This window comes from uncultured Cedecea sp. (assembly GCF_947498825.1).
Classification (GTDB): Bacteria; Pseudomonadota; Gammaproteobacteria; order Enterobacterales; family Enterobacteriaceae; genus JGM124.
This window is the reverse complement of sequence record NZ_CANMLV010000023.1, coordinates 25,003-43,625: the sequence shown is the minus strand read 5'-3', so window position 1 is coordinate 43,625 and position 18,623 is coordinate 25,003. Positions and strand designations below refer to the sequence as shown.

Here is an 18,623-nt window from a genome sequence, read left to right as displayed (position 1 = left end):
TCACGGCTTAAAGATAGGTAAAGAATTTTTGATTGCGCGAGATTATAGATAGCTGGCGACCTAAAAACCAGTGCCACGGATTATCTGCAACAGTTTTTTCTGGCATTCAACCCACACAGAACAGAATAAAATGATATTCTCGACCTATCGCGTAAGCGCTGCTTACAGTGAAAATAAGCCGGATAACAGGGTTTCCGGCCTGCTAAAAAATTGAATTCTGGGAGAGCCAACGTGTCTGAATTGTCTCAATTATCTCCGCAACCGCTGTGGGATATTTTTGCCAAAGTTTGTTCCATTCCGCATCCTTCTTATCATGAAGAGCAGCTGGCAGAACACATTCTGTCCTGGGCCAAAGAAAAAGGTCTTTATACTGACCGGGATACTGTCGGCAATATTTTACTGCGTAAACCGGCAACCCCGGGCATGGAGAATCGTAAAACAGTGGTGCTGCAAGCACACCTGGATATGGTCCCACAGAAAAATAACGATACTCAGCATGACTTTACCAAAGATCCTATCCAGCCGTATGTTGATGGCGAATGGGTCAAAGCGCGCGGTACCACCCTGGGCGCAGATAACGGGATTGGTATGTCCTCCGCGCTGGCGGTCCTGGCCGATGACAGCGTGGAACACGGCCCGCTGGAAGTCCTGCTCACCATGACCGAAGAAGCCGGAATGGACGGTGCTTTTGGTTTACAGCCAAACTGGTTAAAAGCCGACATTATGATCAACACCGACTCAGAAGAAGAAGGTGAGATTTATATGGGCTGCGCCGGGGGCATTGATTTTATTACCACCCTACCCGTCACTCGTGAAGCGGTTCCGGCGGCTTTTGAAACCTTTAAATTAACTATTAAAGGCCTCAAAGGCGGGCACTCAGGTTGTGATATTCACGTCGGCCTGGGCAATGCCAACAAACTGCTGGGACGTTTCTTATTCGCTCATGCAGCGGCGCTGGATGCACGTTTAATCGCTCTGAGTGGCGGTACGTTGCGTAACGCTATCCCACGTGAAGCTTTTGCTACCCTGGCCGTTCCGGCTGCACAGGCTGCCACGCTGAAAGCACTGGTCAGCGACTATTTAGCGACACTGCAAAATGAACTGTCGGCCGTTGAAAAGAATCTGACGATACTGCTGGAGCCCGCGAGCGATGAGCAATCTGCGCTGACATCAGGCAGCAGGGATACGTTTATCCGTCTGTTAAATGCCACGCCTAATGGAGTTATACGAAATTCTGATGCGGTAAAAGGCGTTGTCGAAACCTCCCTCAATCTGGGAATCGTTAACTTACATGACGATAATGCTGAAATTATCTGCTTGATCCGCTCGTTGATTGATTCGGGTAAAGACTATGTGGTGACCATGCTTGAATCGCTGGGTCAGCTGGCTGGCGCTCATGTGGATGCCAAAAACAGCTATCCTGGCTGGCAGCCAGATGCCGACTCGCAAGTGATGCATCTTGTACGTGATACCTATCAGAAATTATTCAATAAAACACCGAATATTATGGTGATCCACGCTGGACTGGAGTGTGGTTTATTTAAGAAACCTTATCCTGATATGGATATGGTTTCTATCGGTCCGACCATCACCGGTCCACACTCCCCTGATGAGCGTGTACATATTGAAAGCGTTGGCCATTACTGGACGCTGCTGACAGCGCTGCTGAAAGCCATTCCGGTTAAATAAACGGCCTGTAATCCAAATACTTCTCATGGTTTTCCGTGAGAAGTATTTCTACAATCCAAGCACTAACTGCCGTTCCAGCTGCGGGTCAAGTAGTGTCACCTGTAAACCAACCAGTCGCACGCCTCTTTCACCTCTGCGCTGATGCCAGACTTGATATGCATGATGGAGTAACTGGGCTTTATCAAGTAACGGCCAGCTATGTTCCTGAGTCGTGAGTTGAAAATCACTGAATTTAAGCTTCACGCCCTGGCGGGCAATCCGTAAATCAGGCCGTACTTTGGCCAGTCGGCGCTCCAGCTCTGGAAAGAGTTTTTCGATTATCTCTTCGCATTCAGACCAGTGATGGATATCGTCAGACAGCGTCCGTTCGACACCAATCGACTTACGCAGGCGATTAGTATTGACGCTGCGTTCATCAATACCCATACAGCGCTCTCGCAGTATGCGTCCCAGTTTGCCAAAACGCTTTAATAACATGGCTAAATCCGCCTGCTGGATATCCGCTCCAGTACGCAAACCTAATTCTTCCAGTTTTTTAACGGTAACCTGCCCCACTCCCGGTATCTTTCCCAAGGGCAAACGGGTCAGAAAATCCGGAACGTCCTCAGGTGTAATTACATACTGACCATTGGGTTTATTAAGATCCGAGGCGATTTTAGCGAGAAATTTTACCGGAGCCACTCCAGCTGAAGCAGTGAGATTAAGTTCATCAAAGATGGCCTGACGGATCTCGCGCGCCATTAAGGTGGCAGAGCCCTGGCAGTGAGAGCTGTCGGTGACATCAAGATAGGCCTCATCCAGCGACAAAGGTTCGATAAGCGAGGTATAACGGGCAAAGATTTCTCTGATATGCAGTGACGCTTCTTTATAGGCATCAAAGCGTCCTGGCAGAAGTATCAACCCTGGACAGAGTTTAAATGCCATTGCGGTGGACATCGCGCTACGCACGCCATATTGACGTGCCGGATAGTTCGCGGTACTGATAACACCACGTTGTTTAGCACTGCCGCCAATCGCAATGGGAACATCGCGCAATTGGGGGTTATCACGCATTTCCACGGCAGCATAAAAGCAGTCCATATCGACATGAATAATTTTACGCATATTCATCTCACCCATAATAATACTGGATAAGTATACAGCCTGTTTTGATAACCTCATAGTCTTGCTTGCGAAAATCAACAGCAATGCTAATGTGAGCGCAGCCTGGGTAATTTTTTCGCTCGGCTTTTTCTTGTCGTTCTGGCACCACCTAACAGATTTATCAAGGAACCCACGTAGTATGCGCAAGATAGTACTCATTGCTGCAATGCTTTTGATGCCATTTTTATCATCAGCAAGCCTGCTTAATACCCCTGTTGCACCGACCGCTAAAAGTAAAGAAATTCGGCAGCAACTAATGGGTTCTCCGGTTTATATTCAAATATTTAAAGAAGAACGAACCCTGGAGCTCTGGGTAAAAATGGGTGCGCAATATACCCTGTTAAATAGCTATGATATCTGTAATTTTTCCGGTGGGCTGGGTCCAAAAAGACGTGAGGGCGATTTTAAAAGTCCGGAAGGTTTTTATACGGTCGAACGTCGCCAGTTAAAACCTGACAGCCGTTACTATAAAGCAATGAACCTTGGCTTTCCGAACGATTACGATAAATACCACGGTTATGAAGGGAAATATTTAATGATTCACGGAGCCTGTGTGTCCATGGGATGTTATGCCATGACGGACGATGGAATTGATGAGATCTTCCAGTTTGTCACTGCCGCATTGGTTTTTGGTCAGCCACAGGTTCAAATCGGTATCTTTCCTTTCCGTATGACCGATTCCAATATGGCTCGCCATAAATACTCTAATTACATTAAGTTCTGGGAAGAGTTAAAACCGGGCTACGACTATTTTTCAGCACATCATCAGCCGCCCGCAGTAACCATTGAAAGCGGCCGCTATATTGTCACACCAGTAGCAACCGCTTCTCTTCCTCAGCCACAGCTGGTATCAAACTACTCGCTCCCCAAGGCAAAATAGTACTGACTGACCTGGCTCAATTCTGTGCCAGGTTTCATTTGCTGTCAGCGGCTGGGTGGCTATCACCGTAACCACATCATCCGGTGTGGTTTCTTCCTGGAAATTAATTTCCACATCGCGATCGATTAATTTCGCCATACCAAACGGCGAACGGCGGGTTATCCAGAACAGGTTCGTGGAGCAAAACGCCATCACATAGCGACCATCGGATAGCAGCATATTAAACACCCCCTTCTCCCGCAGCTCTGATGCCAGTTCGGCGATATAACGGAATACCGCTTCCATATTCCCCGGCGTGCGAGGATAGCGTTGGGTAAGTTTGTGTAATAGCCAGCAAAACGCCTGTTCGCTATCAGTTTCCCCTATCGGGCGGAAGAAACCGGTATCCAGGCGACGATACCCCTTTAATTGCCCGTTATGGGCATAGGTCCAGTTACGTCCCCAGAGTTCACGGGTAAAAGGATGGGTATTTTCCAGTGCCACTTTGCCGCGGTTTGCCTGACGGATATGTGCCACTACGGAGCAGGACTTAATCGGATAATCCTGAACCAGACGCGCAACAGGAGAATGAATGCTGGGATTGGGATCTTTGAAGGTGCGGCAACCTTTACCTTCATAGAAAGTAATACCCCAGCCATCTTTATGCGGACCGGTTCCCCCACCTCGCTGTACCAGTCCGGTAAAACTGAAGCAGATATCTGTCGGCACGTTAGCACTCATCCCGAGTAATTCGCACATAGTCCATCTCCCATCGCAATAATCCAAACCGGGCAAAAATAGCACAATCCCGCAATTTTCATGCCGGGCAGTGACTTTGACTGCCCGTTTCCTGTTATCAAGCCAGATGGTTAACCTTTCGCCATCTCTTTCTCAATCAGCAGGATCAGAATATGAATCACTTTAATATGAACCTCCTGGATACGATCCGCATAGCCAAAATGTGGCACACGTATTTCAATATCAGCAGAACCGGCCATTTTTCCACCGTCTTTGCCGGTCAGGGTAATAACTTTCATCCCTTTCTCGCGAGCAGCAGTAATAGCTTTAATCACGTTGGCTGAGTTTCCTGAGGTAGAAATCCCCAATAAAACATCGCCCTTATGACCTACCGCCTCAATATAGCGAGAGAAGATATGATCATAACCGAAGTCATTGCTCACACAGGAAATATGGCTGACATCAGAAATAGCGATACCCGGAAAACCTGGACGGTTTTCGCGGTAGCGTCCAGTGAGTTCTTCAGCAAAATGCATCGCATCACAGTGCGACCCCCCGTTACCGCAAGACAACACCTTACCGCCCGCTTTAAAGCTTTCTGCCAGCATTACCGCTGCTTGTTCAATATCCCGCAGATTTTTTTCATCTTTCAGGAAATTCGACAGGGTCTCTGCAGCTTCATTTAATTCATTACGAATCAGATCCTGGTACATAGGGAGGTCCTTCAGCATTATTTAAAATTTACCGTAAAGAGTGTACCGGATCGCGCCGAATGCGAGAAGCACCCTGCCTCTCGTTACCACCATCGCAGGAAAATACCTGCACCAATAATGTGAGCAATGTTGTAATTACTTTGTAAACAGATTGCTAAAAGCATCCATTTCCACTACAACCTGTATATCCCATCTGGTCAGACCTCCTACAAGTAAGGAGCATCATTATGTTGATTCTTAGCCTTGCCCTCACTCTCGTTTTGTTGGCTATTCTGTTCTATCACCAAGTTAACTTGGTGCTGAGTAGCTTGCTGCTACTTGTCTGGACGGGTGCTCTCGCCGGACTGGCTATCTGGTCTACATGGGCTCTGCTCCCGGTAGCGATAATGCTTTTCCCGTTGGTAACACCGTTACGTAAATCTCTGATTTCAGAAAAAGTATTTCAGGGATTCCGCAAAACCCTTCCCCCCATGTCGCGCACCGAAAAAGAAGCCATTGATGCCGGAACCACCTGGTGGGAAGGTCATCTTTTTCGCGGAAAACCAGACTGGGAAACGCTGCACAATTACCCTCAGCCCCAGTTAACCGTCGAAGAACAAGCCTTTCTCGATGGCCCGGTTGAAGAAGCCTGCCGTATGGCCAATGATTTTGAAATTACCCACGAACTGGCTGATTTGCCTCCCGAACTGTGGGCGCACCTGAAAAAACACCGTTTCTTTGCGATGATCATTAAAAAAGAGTACGGCGGCCTCGATTTTTCTGCCTACGCTCAGGCTAAAGTGCTGCAGAAACTCTCTGGCGTCTCAGGCATACTCGCTATCACCGTCGGCGTGCCTAACTCATTAGGCCCAGGCGAGCTATTACAACATTATGGCACTGAGGATCAGAAAAACCATTATCTGCCGCGGCTGGCACGAGGTGAAGAGATCCCTTGCTTTGCCCTGACCAGTCCTGAAGCGGGCTCTGATGCCGGCGCGATACCGGATAGCGGCGTAGTCTGTATGGGTGACTGGCAAGGAGAGCAGGTTCTGGGTATGCGCCTTAACTGGAACAAACGTTATATCACCCTCGCTCCCATCGCCACGGTATTAGGGCTGGCATTTAAACTCTCTGATCCGGATAAATTATTGGGTGATACCGAAGATCTTGGTATCACCTGTGCCCTGATCCCAACTCAAACGCCAGGTGTTGAGATTGGCAAGCGTCATTTTCCGCTGAACGTTCCTTTCCAGAACGGCCCTACACGCGGTAAAGATATTTTCGTTCCCATCGACTTTATTATTGGCGGGCCCGCGATGGCAGGCCAGGGCTGGCGTATGCTGGTTGAATGCCTGTCGGTTGGTCGTGGTATCACACTCCCCTCCAATTCCACAGGCAGTCTGAAAAGTATTGCGATGGCGACCGGGGCTTATGCCCATATCCGTCGTCAGTTTAAAATCTCGATTGGTAAAATGGAGGGTATCGAAGAGCCGCTGGCGCGTATTGCCGGTAATGCCTATCTGATGGATGCCGCAGCCTCATTGATTACCTACGGTATTGTCGCAGGTGAAAAACCCGCCGTGCTTTCGGCGATTGTGAAATATCACTGCACCCATCGTGGTCAGCGTGCCATCCTCGACGCTATGGATATCGTTGGCGGTAAAGGCATTATGCTCGGTAAGTCTAACTTTGTGGCGAGAGCCTACCAAGGCGCCCCCATCGCGATTACTGTTGAAGGGGCCAATATTCTGACCCGCAGTATGATAATCTTTGGCCAGGGGGCAATACGCTGTCACCCTTATGTTCTGGAAGAGATGGCGGCTGCGCAAAACAACTCACTGGACGCTTTTGATAAACTACTGTTTAAACATATCGGGCATGTTAACAGTAACCTGGTGCGCAGCCTGTGGTTGGGTATTACTAACGGCCTGACCAGTAACAGTCCAACCCGGGATGCAACTCGCCGCTACTACCAGCATTTAAACCGACTCAGTGCTAACCTGGCACTGTTATCGGATGTATCCATGGCGGTACTGGGTGGCAGCTTGAAACGTCGCGAGCGGATTTCCGCCCGCCTGGGTGACGTTCTGAGCCAGCTCTATTTAGCCTCCGCGGTATTAAAACGCTATCAGGATGAAGGCCGTAACGAGGCTGACTTACCACTGGTACACTGGGGTGTGCAGGACTCCCTCTATCAGGCCGAACAGGCCATAGATGACTTACTGGATAATTTCCCTAACCCTTGGGTCGCTGGCGCAATGCGAGCGATGATTTTCCCGCTGGGCCGTCGCTATAAAGCGCCTTCCGATAATCTTGACAGTCAGTTGGCAAAAATTATGCAAACTCCTTCCGCCACGCGTTCACGTATTGGTCGCGGTCAGTATCTGGCAGCGGTGGAGAATAACCCTGCCGGATTACTGGAAAGTGCGCTACTGGATATTATGGCTGCCGAGCCCATTCATCGCCGTATTTGTCAGGAGCTGGGTCAAAGCCTGTCGTTTACTGGTCTGGATATTCTGGCCAAAGAACAACTCGCGGCTGGCGTTATCACCGCAGAAGAAGCGAATATACTGACTCAGGCAGAAACCAGCCGCTTACGCAGTATTAACGTTGAAGAATTTGACCCCGAAGCGCTGGCAACCAAGCCGGTTACCGAGCCTGAACAGGAGAAACACACCGCTGCGGCTTGATATTTATCTGAATAAAGTACAAGCCTTGGTGAAACGAAGGCTTATCTGAAGGTATTTCACCGGTACTGACAAGGAGCCATATAAGGCTCCTTGTCAGTTGCCTCAACAGTGACGAAAGAATATTTTTTACCTTTGATAAACCCCTTTATACACGCCACACTTCAAGTCGCTTGCATCAGCCCACCGAATCACATCCTTCATCTGTGCTCATCGCCTATCGAACCGTTGTGCTCACAAACAACGCGAATTATTTTGAGTATGTATCTTTGTCAGACCTGTAAGAAAAATCGCACCCAACTTGACCAGCTCGCCGTAGGCAGCGCGCTTTATAACGATCTTTTTTCACACTGATGGTTTAGCTCAGCTCGCAATGACAGTACGTAATTTGACTATTTCACTCAATTCAGAGAAGGCTTTGGTTCGGGCGATTGATTTTCATGTAGAGCCTGATAAGACACTGGCTATTGTCGGAGAATCAGGTTCAGGCAAAAATTTGAGTAGGCTGGCAGTGCCTGGCTTGTTGCCTGCAGAAATACAGCTACAAGGCAAAATTGTCTGTAAAAAATGCTGTTTGTATTCCCGGTAAAAGACGGCATTATCGTGTTACAGTTCAAAAACCTTTAATGATGAGAGCGTTAATTGTGCCCACTTTAAAAGTTTCCCTTTTGCAACAACCCTTAGTATGGATGGACGGTACAGCAAATCTGCGGCAATTTGATCTTTGTCTGGAAAGCGTTACGGGCAGAGATTTAATTATCCTGCCGGAAATGTTTACCACCGGTTTCGCAATGGAAGCCGCACTCCAGTCTCTGCCTGAAGAACAGGTGATTGACTGGATGCATCAAAAAGCGCAGCAAACTCAGGCGATGGTCGCCGGAAGTGCGGCGTTGCAGACTGAACGCGGGCCGGTTAATCGTTTCTTATTGGTTCAGCCCGACGGCACAGTACACCGCTATGATAAACGCCATTTATTCCGTATGGCGCAAGAGCATCATCATTATCAGGCAGGTGAAGAGCGTGTGATAATTGAATGGCGGGGCTGGCGTATTTTGCCGTTGATTTGTTACGATTTACGCTTTCCGGTCTGGTCCCGTAATCGTAACGACTATGATCTTGCTTTATATGTCGCGAACTGGCCGGCTCCACGCTCATTACACTGGCAGACCTTACTGCAGGCTCGCGCAATAGAAAACCAGGCCTATGTCGCAGGGTGTAACCGTGTAGGCACCGACGCTAATGGTCACCATTATCGTGGTGACAGCCAAATCATCAGTCCGCAAGGGATTGTACTGGCCAGCGCCGATGCACATCAGGCCACGCGCCTGGATGCCGCTCTGTCTTTGCATAGCCTTCAGGAGTACAGAGAAGCCTTCCCGGCCTGGCAGGATGCGGATCCGTTCAGCCTGTAGTCAATATATGTATCAGGTTTTTCCTGCTCATTAACCCGCGTTAAAGCCTGATAAAAGATTATCCCCGGCGAGAGCACCATCATCGCTGCCCGAAAGACATATTCCTGGAATAAGTCTGTTGTTTCATTCATGATATTTTCCTTGTCGCTTACTGTTGCAGTGAAATAAAACGATTCAGTAACAATAGCTTGAAGGTAGCTTTATCCGTTTCACGACATAGAGGTTCATCAATAAAAAAGAACGAGAATTTTCTGCCTCTTACCCCTGGAGCGCTCCAGGTCATGCATATGGACGGGAATAACGGGAACATTGTAACATTTCGGGGTTAAATACCAGGTGCCCGATTTTATTTCTGAAAATTTTCCCGGAATGCCGCGCCTTAAGTTATTGATGATAATATTTCTGACCGCCATTTCCTTTGCCAGACTTGGCTGAACAACGCCCATGTCACCTTACTTCCGGCATCCCTTCCTGAATAAACCACATAATCAGGTCTCCTGGCATCCCTGTGCAAATCTGGTTCAGAAAAAACGAGTTTAACCAAGAAGGGCATACCCGAATGAAGAATTTAAGCATTCTCTCAATGTTTAACACCCAAGTAAGATAATTCTCAGCTATCATTTGATATTTTTATCATCTGGGGGGAATCGTATATGTTGGATTATTTTTCCGCGCCCTTTCAGAAAATGACGATTTAAAAAATGAAACGCATCTTGAATTTATCAGAAAAAAGATCTTTCGCGGTAAGTTGCGAGTTAAAATATTATCGCGTAAGATATTTAGAGTTATTTATCAGATTTTCATTCAGGATCGATTTGTATATCAACAGAAAAAATACGTATATTAATCAAGAACAAAAACAATTTAAGAATAGAACCAAAAAGCCGTGAAGAATCTTATTAATCGTGACAAGTCACGATTTAATAATAATGATAAATGCATACATTTCAACAAGTTAAATACATATCTATATTAAAACTCAAAAAAATAAAGAATCAAAACAGATATCACAAAGTTTAATAAAATAAATAAAACCCCGCAGAAAATTAAAATAACGAATGGAAAAAGAAAAGCAACCCATAAATCTAATATATATATGAAAACCAGTTATTTTTACCACAAAATAAACCATGCGCAGTTGATTTATCATGATCAACAGCAAATTGACTTTTGCATTAAAAAACCATACTTTAATTATGGTCATTATTATATGATGCATTATCTAGAAAATAAGGATATTTTTATGAGCGATAAAAAAGTAGTACTCGAAACCTTCATCAAAGCAATAATTAATCGACTAACTGATTTTGATGTTAATACTCTGACCAATCAGACCCCTCTGGAAGAATTAGATCTGGTGAGCCTCGACTTTGTTACTATAAAGGTTGAAGTTAAAAACGAATTAGGCGTTGACATTGATCTAAATGCTTTAGCTCAGGCTGAAGTTGAGACATTTGGTCAACTAATGGACTATTTAGAAACAAGCTATCTTAAGGAAAAGTAATATGACTGCTTCGGTTCATAACTCTCGCCGAGTTGTTATTACAGGCTATGGCGCAATTAGTTCATTAGGTGAAAATAGTGCCGATATTTGGCAATCCGTTCTCGACAAAAAAATTGGCTATAATTTTTATGATGATCCCGGAAAAGGAATTTCTTCCAGAGTATTTGGTAAAATTGATGCCCCACTGAACCTCTCAAAATTTTCAAAAAAGATTTTGAAAAATGTCCCTCGATTTGCTGAATTAGGATTAATTGCTGCAGATGAGGCTATCACAATGGCATTTGGTGAAGAGCAGGAACTTTCTGCACACTATGACCAGCGTGATTGCGGTGTGATATTTGGTACTGGATGGGCAGGATTTGATTGCTCAACAGTTAACTATTATCGCTACAGCGATCCGGATTCATTGTCTGCTTCTGCGCACAGTTGCTTCCAATCTATGCCAAGTATTTGTTCATCGGTTATTTCTGTAAACTGGAAACTGAAAGGTTATCAGAATACGCCTATCGCAGCTTGTGCAACGGGTAATATCGCTATTGGCGACGCCTATGAAGTTATAAAGAGCGGAAAAGCAAAAATGATGATTGCCGGGGGTGGCGAGAGTTTAATGCAACCCTTCACCGTTTGGTCTGTAGATGTATTGGGAGCCTTAACCAAGGAGATGAGCAACCTACGGAAAGCTTGTTGCCCTTTCAGTAAAGACCGAAGTGGTTTTGTTCTTTCCGAAGGTGCCGCAGTTGTATGTCTTGAAAATTTAGAAGATGCGTTAGCAAGAAATGCAACAATTTATGGCGAAGTTGTCGGATATGCAAACCATAGTGATGCGTATGTTAACCTTACGGCACCAGCTCCAGATTTAGTTGGCCGAGTAACAACAATTCAAAAAGCCATGGAATATGCTGGGGTCGGTGTAGATGATATTGACTACATCAACGCACATGGCACATCAACGCCGATGAATGATTATAATGAAACGTTGGTTCTGAAAGAAGTATTTGGCGCGCGAGCTTATGATATTCCAGTATCAAGCACCAAGTCATATACCGGTCATCTCATTGCAGCAGCCGGGGGGATAGAAACAATCTTTTGTTTAAAAAGTATAGAAAACAACATGATCCCTGCCACTATAAACTATGACACGCCAGATCCAACGTGCGATCTTAACTATGTACCAAACGAGCATCTTTTTGAACAGAAGCTTAACTATGCCATCAATATAAACTACGGTTTTGGCGGGGCGAATAGTTGCTTAGTCGTCAAGAGATTTGAGTGATGCTGAAGCAATATTCTTATCACGATATTGAAGAATGGGCGAAATATTCTGGTGACAGGAACCGGATTCATTTTGACAAAGCATTTGCCATTGAAAATGGGTTAAAAGACGTCATTATTCAAGGGATGCTGATTTTACTTGATGCAAAAATGATGATGGTTCCACTCGTTAATGAAGGATCTGAAATAAATTTTTTCATTAAAAAACCGGTTCCCGTCAACACTGATATTGATTTTAGTATTAAAGAGACTCCTAATAAAAAAATTCTAACGGTAGCTGAATTGAGTAATATTGATGATGCTTGTGTAACATCTACAATATTGCAACAAAAACCACCAAAGTTGAATGCTGATGTTAATCAGATTCGAGTGACACCTGAATTTATTCAAACGTATCTCGATTTATTAAAAGATTATTATCCACATATAGTAGCTAACTGGTTGATAATGGATACGTTACTATTTTGTATTTGTTTCAATCAGCAGAAGGATGATTATTTCTATAGACAATCATTAAAAATATCGCAGGATAATGATCGTAATAAAATTACAACTTATCATGCTGCGCAGAAACTTTTTATATCGGAACGATTATTGAATAGTGACGATATAGAATTTAGTGATATCTCTTATGCTATTGAAGAGAAAGATGTCTATGTTCTTGAAGATTCTGCATATAGTACATTCAATATATCAGCAATTGAAAAAAATGAAATTATTTTTCAGTCTTCAATTGGTTGTATCACTAAAGCATGAAAGTGATTATCGATAAATAGCTAACTCTCAGAGTGTAAAATGAATAATAAAAAATTGGTCCTGGTTACCGCTGGTAGCCGTGGAATAGGGGCAGCTATTGTCAAAGAGCTGGTCCAGCAAAATTATTTTGTTGTATTTACTTATAAAAGCAATAAAGACCTTGCCGAAGAATTAGTTAGTTCTTTAAATAAAGATGATACCGTATGCTGTTGTCACCCTTGTGATGTGAGTAATATTAACGATATCAAAGAACTAAGCGATTTTTTATTGAAAAAACATGGTGTTCCTTACGGCATTATAAATAATGCCGGGATAACACGAGATGATTTCAATTTTAGCATGAGCATTGATGCCTGGTTAGATGTTATCAATACCAATTTGAACTCACTTTTTTATATAAACCATTACTTATTAAACGCTATGTTGCTTAAAAAAGATGGTTGCATCATTAATATAAATTCAATATCCGGTCTGAGAGGCAATGTCGGACAAACAAATTATTCTGCGTCAAAATCAGCGCAATATGGTTTTACTAAAAGTCTGGCAAGAGAAGTAGGTAACTTTAATATTCGAGTTAACTGCATCGCCCCAGGACCTATTGCAACAGATATGATTTCGTCCATACCCAAAAAAACATTAGCGCAATTAGTCAAATTAACCCCCCTACAAAAAATGGGTGAACCTGAAGATATTGCAATGATGGTTTCATTTTTATTAGGTCATGGCGGACGTCATATTACAGGGCAAACATTAGTTATAGATGGTGGATTATCGATCTAGTTTTTCAATGTCTAAATGTTAAGGATAATTTTATGGAAATGCAATTTAGAAGCGTACCAAAAGAAGTTTATGATGTGATGGATTTGAACGAAAAATTCAACTACTTGTGGAATCCAGACTCCACATCGTCACTGATTGGCCTTGGTAGCTCTTATGTACTTGAGTTTTTTGAATTTTATGGAGAGCGAATTGGGGATTATTATGACGAATTCATCCAGGATCCTGTACTGAAGGATGAGCGTTTTCCTGTATTCGTTGATCAAGAGAAACGGCATGCAGCGGCCCATAGAAAACTGAATAACTTTATTACCAAGGGCATTGCATCTCCTGCAAGAGAAAAATATCATCCACGCGTTTATGACTTTATGTACGGTGCTTATAAACAATTCGCTGAACCTGTTATTGCAGGCATCGAAAAAGATAAAGCTGCTGGAAAAAAATACGAGGGGGAACACTTTAAGGAAGCTGTGCGTAGCGTCGCTATTTTCGAAAGTGAAGTTTGTATGACAGGCTTTGCTTTTTTTGATAATTTATTTGATAACGGTCGCTTTGAGGCTGTACTCAATATGTCTTCTAATCTTGGTGTTCTTTATCTCTTAGCTTATCACTATGCTGAAGAAATGGAGCACTGCTGTGTTTCTATTGAGGCTTTCGAAACCATCTATGAAGAGCAACTTTGGACGAAAAAATTAATTGATAAACATATTAATAATAGCGATCTGTTATCTCAACAAGTTATTTTATCAACGTTACATGTGGCACGTATGTTGGGTCAAGATATCTCTATTCAGCAAATTACTGAGAGTCTTGCTTTCCAGTATCGAATTCAAGCAGGTAAAAAATATATCACCGAAGGATTCAATGCTCGAGAGCCAGAAATTCTGGCACGCCGAGAATATCTGGTTAATCGCTGGGACAACGAGTGGGAACCTAAACTCTTGGAAAAAATAAAGTCAAAAATTAATGCTGGCAGTCATTAATTTATTTAACAGTGTCGCTTTTATTCAAAGGCGATACTGAACCATGCTAATATACCCGTCATACTTCAAGTTGCTTGGGTGTTACCTGCGTCCAACCCGCCGAATCACATAGTTTATCTATGCTCATCGACGGGCTGAACTGGGTGCCTACAAGCAACTCGAATTATTTTGGGTATAAACACATTTCTGAATGAAAAACGCCAGTGCGATAATAATGGAAAGATGATAATGCATCAAATAAATAAACAAAAAACATTCTGCCTTTCTGATAATAATTCAGTGGATTATCATTGTTTACCACCCTATTCATCAATCTTGCCTTCAGATTCACCTGTTGTTATTTTTTTTAACTGCGAAAAATACTTCACCAATCATATCGATGAACTGATTACAGAACTAAACTTACCTGAATACACTTACTTTTCGTTAGATTTGGAGAGTGGGAAAAGAAGCGTCAAACCTAATGATGGAACATCTATAGTTTCATATCAGGTTTATTGTTTACAACAATTTATTACTCATCTTAGTACTGAATACAATATCAACCAGAAAGATATCGCTATCATATCTCACAGCGAGAACGTGATAGTTGTTTCGTCGTGGATAACTGATCATGCGCCTGATATTCGTTCAGTTGTTTTTTATTCCCCTCACTTTTTTTTCAAAAAATGGGATATTGCTCTGTTTAAGATAAAAAACCTGCTTCATAAGAAAACAGCTTCTCACAGCAATGTCACAGATTACACCGGTGATTATCATTCAAGTAATATATCTCACATTTCATGGCGTAAGCTTAAAGATTACCTTTATAGTGGTCAGCGTGTTATCCGGAATTCATTCGCTTATTTTACACCAACTCTATTTATTTTAACCCAAGCCGATAGAACGAGAGGAATGAACGGACTGCTAACATTTTATACCAGTATTGGCAGTAGTATGAAATCGCTATTTATGGCACCTGATATTTGTTGTAGCCATGATATGGAAAACCCAAAAGATGCAATCATCACTCAGGTGAAAAAATTCTTAATGACAACATTTTCGCTTGAAGAAGAAACCCCTTCGTTATTTGATTCATACCGTCAAGGTGTGACTTGGAATGAATATGAAAAATTACGAAACCCTGAAACAAATCAGTTAAGGAGAATATACTGGGCTTTTCAAAAAATGGCACTAAAACATATAGGGAAATTCTCAGCAGGGATTCAATTAGGTTTGAATACGGGCTTCGATTCTGGTGCTTCTTTAGATTACATTTATAGAAATCAGGCAGAAGGCAGTAACATTTTAGGGAAATTCATCGACCGGTATTATTTAAAGAACGTTGGATGGAACTGCACCAGGATGAGAGGAAAGCATGTTGAAGAGCTTATCTCTTTGGCTATATCCAGATTACTTGAAGAGAAAAAAGAGATTAAACTACTGGATATCGCTGCCGGTCATGGTAGATATATCATTAATGCTTTAGAAAAAACGCATCAACCTATAGAACATCTTCTGATGCGTGATTTTGATCCTTCTAATGTAGAAAAAGGGAATCAGTTATTATCCCAAAAAAAATTCGCCAGTGTTGCATTGTTCGAGCAAGGAGATGCCTTTTCATCTATCGATCTTGCCACCTTACCAAAGGATAGAACGCTGAGCATCGTATCTGGTTTATATGAATTATTTAGCGATAATAATATGGTGCAAACTTCACTTAATGGCATAGCCAATGCAACAGAAGCTGGGGGTTATATTATATACACAACAAAATTATGGAACCCCAAATTTGCTTATATGGCACGCGTTCTTGTTAGCCATAAAAAGGGAGAATATTGGCATTTGCGCCGCAGGAGTCAAAGAGAGATTGACCAAATGGTCGCTATAGCGGGTTTTGAAAAAATCGAACAAAAAATAGATCCCTGGGGGATGTTTAGTGTGGTGCTGGCAAAAAAAGTCGCATAGCTTCCTCGCGGCTTACAACATCCAATAACCAATAATCAATAATCAATAATCAATAACAGGTAAAAAATAAAGCCTCTCTTAAGGAATATATTTCATGGACGATTATCCTCACTTGTTGGAACCACTCGATCTCGGCTTTACTACATTGAAAAATCGAGTGCTTATGGGGGCAATGCATACTGGCTTAGAAGATTTAGCTGATGCACCTCGGTGCCTGTCGGCATTTTATTCTGAGCGAGCAGCCGCTGGCGTTGCCCTGATAGTGACTGGCGGCGTATCACCAAACACCAAAGGCGTATTTTACTCTGGTGGTTCTATATTTAACAAAGAGAGCCAAGTAAAAGATCACCGTATTGTGACAGATGCTGTTCACCGGGCAGGTGGGAAAATTGCGTTGCAAATTTTGCATGCCGGCCGCGATAGCTATCAGTCAGAACCTGTCGCGCCTTCTGCATTACATACATCAAACCCCTTTACTTCTGTAGAATTAACCTCTGATGAAATTGAGGAAACAATTGAAGACTTTGCTCGCTGTGCTCATCTGGCTAAAGCTGCGGGATATGATGGCGTTGAAATTATGGGGTCGGCTGGATACTTAATTAATCAATTTTTAGTGACGCAGGCGAATCAACGCACCGATCTATGGGGTGGCACATATGCTAATCGCATGCGGTTTGCGGTAGAGATTATAAAAGCAATCCGTAAAGCGGTTGGTGATGAATTCATTGTCATTTACCGACTTTCAATTCTGGATTTAGTTAAAGACGGGTCAAATTGGAGTGAAATTGAACAATTGGCCCAGGCGGTCGAAAAAGCAGGTGCCAATATAATTAATACAGGCGTTGGCTGGCACGAAGCCCAGTACCCTACTGTCGTTGGGTGCGTGCCCCCGGCAGCATTTAGTTGGATAACCGCCCGACTGATGGGAAAGGTCAACATTCCGGTCATAGCATCTAACCGAATTAACAATCCTGACGTCGCGGAGCAAGTCCTTGCATCTCGTTGTGCAGATATGGTTTCAATGGCACGCCCGTTTTTGGCTGATGCTGAATTCGTAAAAAAAGTCGAAGAAGGAAGAGCAGATGAAATTAATATCTGTATCAATTGCAACCAAGCCTGCCTTGATATGATTTTCGTCGGTAATATTGCTTCTTGTGTACTCGCCCCCCGAACATGCAAAGAAACAGAGCCCTTACAGACCCCTGCAACACAGAAAAAAAATCTGGCAGTCGTCGGTGCAGGACCAGCAGGCTTAGCATTTGCTATTAATGCTGCTCGCCTGGGTCACCAAGTGACCATATTTGACAGCGATGATGAAATCGGCGGACAACTCAATATCGCACAACGCATTCCAGGGAAAATCGAGTTTCGCCATATGCTGAAATACTTTCATCGGCAGTTAATTTTGCAGGAAGTCAAAATCAAACTGGGGAAAAAAGTGTGTCATACGGACTTGTTAGAATACGATGAAGTCATTCTGGCCAGCGGGATCACTCCCCGAACTCCCGATATTCCCGGGATTGATCATTCCAAGGTACTCACGTATCTGGATGTACTACGAGATAACAAGCCTGTAGGAAACAAAGTAGCAATTATTGGAGCGGGTGGGATCGGTATCGATGTTGCTATGTACCTTAGCCACGGCACAGGATCTGCTGGGCCGACTCCTGAGGAATTCAATCGTGAATGGGGCATCGATAGTACCCTGCAACAACGTGGAGGGTTAGCGCTTGAAGGTCCTCTTACTCCCGACTCGCCTCGCCAGATTTATTTACTACAGCGCAAGCGCTCGCGCATTGGAAAAAAACTGGGAAGAACAACCGGCTGGATACACTGTTTAAGTTTAGAACGACGCGGTGTAATCATGTTAAATGGTGTCAGTTATCAGGCTATTAACAATGACGGACTGCATATCACTCACGCAGATCAAATCACATGTCTTCCGGTCGATAATGTCATTATTTGTTCAGGTCAGGAACCTAATAAGGACTTACTTGAACCACTGCAACAGTTGGGGAAAATTGTTCATCTTATTGGAGGAGCCCATGATGCTAACAAGCTCGATATTCGTAAAGCCATAGAACAGGGAACGAAGCTGGCATCATCGATATAATCTGATAGGTTCTTAATTTCACGACTATTGTTTTAAAAACGATGCACCGAA

15 protein-coding genes and 1 pseudogene are annotated in these 18,623 nt (G+C 43.6%); 12 read left to right on the top strand and 4 right to left on the bottom strand.

The genetic code is table 11. The features are described from left to right. The first annotated feature begins 231 nt into the window (after positions 1 to 231). On the top strand, positions 232 to 1,689 hold the full coding sequence (gene pepD, locus Q1A40_RS19015) for a beta-Ala-His dipeptidase (protein WP_300003817.1): 1,458 nt from the start codon (positions 232 to 234) through the stop codon (positions 1,687 to 1,689). A gap of 48 nt (positions 1,690 to 1,737) precedes the next feature. Here pepD and dinB read toward each other — a convergent pair whose 3' ends face one another. Beyond that, the gene (gene dinB / locus Q1A40_RS19010; RefSeq protein WP_300003814.1) at positions 1,738 to 2,793 is read right to left on the bottom strand and encodes a DNA polymerase IV; all 1,056 of its coding nucleotides are present in this window, start codon (positions 2,791 to 2,793) and stop codon (positions 1,738 to 1,740) included. Between the two features lie 178 nt (positions 2,794 to 2,971). Between dinB and dpaA the strand changes: the two genes are divergently transcribed. After that, the gene (gene dpaA / locus Q1A40_RS19005) at positions 2,972 to 3,712 is read left to right on the top strand and encodes a peptidoglycan meso-diaminopimelic acid protein amidase (protein WP_300003812.1); all 741 of its coding nucleotides are present in this window, start codon (positions 2,972 to 2,974) and stop codon (positions 3,710 to 3,712) included. Here the strand turns inward: dpaA and Q1A40_RS19000 are convergent. Further along, complete coding sequence (locus tag Q1A40_RS19000) at positions 3,683 to 4,450, bottom strand: class II glutamine amidotransferase (protein WP_300003810.1); 768 nt, start codon at positions 4,448 to 4,450, stop codon at positions 3,683 to 3,685. The genes dpaA and Q1A40_RS19000 overlap by 30 nt on opposite strands. A 110-nt stretch (positions 4,451 to 4,560) precedes the next feature. Further along, entirely contained in the window at positions 4,561 to 5,142 is a 582-nt protein-coding gene (gene lpcA / locus Q1A40_RS18995) for a D-sedoheptulose 7-phosphate isomerase (protein ID WP_300003808.1), read from the bottom strand. Between the two features lie 227 nt (positions 5,143 to 5,369). Here lpcA and fadE point away from each other — a divergent pair, with 227 nt between their 5' ends. The 3 genes from fadE (at position 5,370) to Q1A40_RS18980 (ending at position 9,220) form a co-directional block, all read left to right on the top strand. Beyond that, positions 5,370 to 7,811 carry an acyl-CoA dehydrogenase FadE gene (gene fadE / locus Q1A40_RS18990; protein ID WP_300003806.1) on the top strand — a complete coding sequence of 814 codons (2,442 nt, stop codon included), beginning with the start codon at positions 5,370 to 5,372 and terminating at the stop codon, positions 7,809 to 7,811. A gap of 370 nt (positions 7,812 to 8,181) precedes the next feature. Continuing rightward, positions 8,182 to 8,397 carry a hypothetical protein gene (locus Q1A40_RS18985; protein ID WP_300003803.1) on the top strand — a complete coding sequence of 72 codons (216 nt, stop codon included), beginning with the start codon at positions 8,182 to 8,184 and terminating at the stop codon, positions 8,395 to 8,397. Positions 8,398 to 8,452: 55 nt separating this feature from the next. Then, a complete protein-coding gene (locus Q1A40_RS18980; protein ID WP_300003801.1) occupies positions 8,453 to 9,220 on the top strand; it encodes an amidohydrolase in 768 nt (255 codons plus the stop codon). 148 nt (positions 9,221 to 9,368) lie between these two features. Here the strand turns inward: Q1A40_RS18980 and Q1A40_RS23220 are convergent. Continuing rightward, a pseudogene (locus Q1A40_RS23220) lies at positions 9,369 to 9,597 on the bottom strand (1-acyl-sn-glycerol-3-phosphate acyltransferase); the annotation flags it as partial. Between the two features lie 866 nt (positions 9,598 to 10,463). Here Q1A40_RS23220 and Q1A40_RS18975 point away from each other — a divergent pair. The 7 genes from Q1A40_RS18975 (at position 10,464) to Q1A40_RS18945 (ending at position 18,572) form a co-directional block, all read left to right on the top strand. Then, the gene (locus Q1A40_RS18975; protein ID WP_300003799.1) at positions 10,464 to 10,724 is read left to right on the top strand and encodes an acyl carrier protein; all 261 of its coding nucleotides are present in this window, start codon (positions 10,464 to 10,466) and stop codon (positions 10,722 to 10,724) included. Position 10,725: 1 nt separating this feature from the next. Next, entirely contained in the window at positions 10,726 to 11,997 is a 1,272-nt protein-coding gene (locus Q1A40_RS18970; protein WP_300003796.1) for a beta-ketoacyl synthase, read from the top strand. Then, positions 11,997 to 12,752 carry a MaoC/PaaZ C-terminal domain-containing protein gene (locus Q1A40_RS18965; RefSeq protein ID WP_300003912.1) on the top strand — a complete coding sequence of 252 codons (756 nt, stop codon included), beginning with the start codon at positions 11,997 to 11,999 and terminating at the stop codon, positions 12,750 to 12,752. Before Q1A40_RS18970 ends, Q1A40_RS18965 begins: the two co-directional genes overlap by 1 nt. Before the next feature lie 39 nt (positions 12,753 to 12,791). Beyond that, the gene (gene fabG / locus Q1A40_RS18960) at positions 12,792 to 13,532 is read left to right on the top strand and encodes a 3-oxoacyl-ACP reductase FabG (RefSeq protein WP_300003793.1); all 741 of its coding nucleotides are present in this window, start codon (positions 12,792 to 12,794) and stop codon (positions 13,530 to 13,532) included. A 32-nt stretch (positions 13,533 to 13,564) separates the two neighbouring features. Continuing rightward, complete coding sequence (locus Q1A40_RS18955; RefSeq protein ID WP_300003790.1) at positions 13,565 to 14,512, top strand: hypothetical protein; 948 nt, start codon at positions 13,565 to 13,567, stop codon at positions 14,510 to 14,512. A gap of 228 nt (positions 14,513 to 14,740) precedes the next feature. Continuing rightward, positions 14,741 to 16,459, top strand: coding sequence for a class I SAM-dependent methyltransferase family protein (locus tag Q1A40_RS18950; protein ID WP_300003787.1), 1,719 nt, complete (start codon positions 14,741 to 14,743; stop codon positions 16,457 to 16,459). A gap of 94 nt (positions 16,460 to 16,553) precedes the next feature. Then, complete coding sequence (locus tag Q1A40_RS18945; RefSeq protein WP_300003784.1) at positions 16,554 to 18,572, top strand: NADPH-dependent 2,4-dienoyl-CoA reductase; 2,019 nt, start codon at positions 16,554 to 16,556, stop codon at positions 18,570 to 18,572. Positions 18,573 to 18,623 lie beyond the last annotated feature (51 nt).

What these genes read in the sequence shown, in the direction of transcription:
- Q1A40_RS18985 (WP_300003803.1), top strand. Translation starts at nt 8,182, where the DNA reads ATGACAGTACGTAATTTGACTATTTCACTCAATTCAGAGAAGGCTTTG.
- Q1A40_RS18950 (WP_300003787.1), top strand. Translation starts at nt 14,741, where the DNA reads ATGCATCAAATAAATAAACAAAAAACATTCTGCCTTTCTGATAATAAT.
- dinB (WP_300003814.1), bottom strand. Translation starts at nt 2,793, where the DNA reads ATGCGTAAAATTATTCATGTCGATATGGACTGCTTTTATGCTGCCGTG.
- Q1A40_RS18975 (WP_300003799.1), top strand. Translation starts at nt 10,464, where the DNA reads ATGAGCGATAAAAAAGTAGTACTCGAAACCTTCATCAAAGCAATAATT.
- fabG (WP_300003793.1), top strand. Translation starts at nt 12,792, where the DNA reads ATGAATAATAAAAAATTGGTCCTGGTTACCGCTGGTAGCCGTGGAATA.
- Q1A40_RS18970 (WP_300003796.1), top strand. Translation starts at nt 10,726, where the DNA reads ATGACTGCTTCGGTTCATAACTCTCGCCGAGTTGTTATTACAGGCTAT.
- dpaA (WP_300003812.1), top strand. Translation starts at nt 2,972, where the DNA reads ATGCGCAAGATAGTACTCATTGCTGCAATGCTTTTGATGCCATTTTTA.
- Q1A40_RS19000 (WP_300003810.1), bottom strand. Translation starts at nt 4,450, where the DNA reads ATGTGCGAATTACTCGGGATGAGTGCTAACGTGCCGACAGATATCTGC.
- lpcA (WP_300003808.1), bottom strand. Translation starts at nt 5,142, where the DNA reads ATGTACCAGGATCTGATTCGTAATGAATTAAATGAAGCTGCAGAGACC.
- Q1A40_RS18955 (WP_300003790.1), top strand. Translation starts at nt 13,565, where the DNA reads ATGGAAATGCAATTTAGAAGCGTACCAAAAGAAGTTTATGATGTGATG.
- fadE (WP_300003806.1), top strand. Translation starts at nt 5,370, where the DNA reads ATGTTGATTCTTAGCCTTGCCCTCACTCTCGTTTTGTTGGCTATTCTG.
- Q1A40_RS18945 (WP_300003784.1), top strand. Translation starts at nt 16,554, where the DNA reads ATGGACGATTATCCTCACTTGTTGGAACCACTCGATCTCGGCTTTACT.
- Q1A40_RS18965 (WP_300003912.1), top strand. Translation starts at nt 11,997, where the DNA reads ATGCTGAAGCAATATTCTTATCACGATATTGAAGAATGGGCGAAATAT.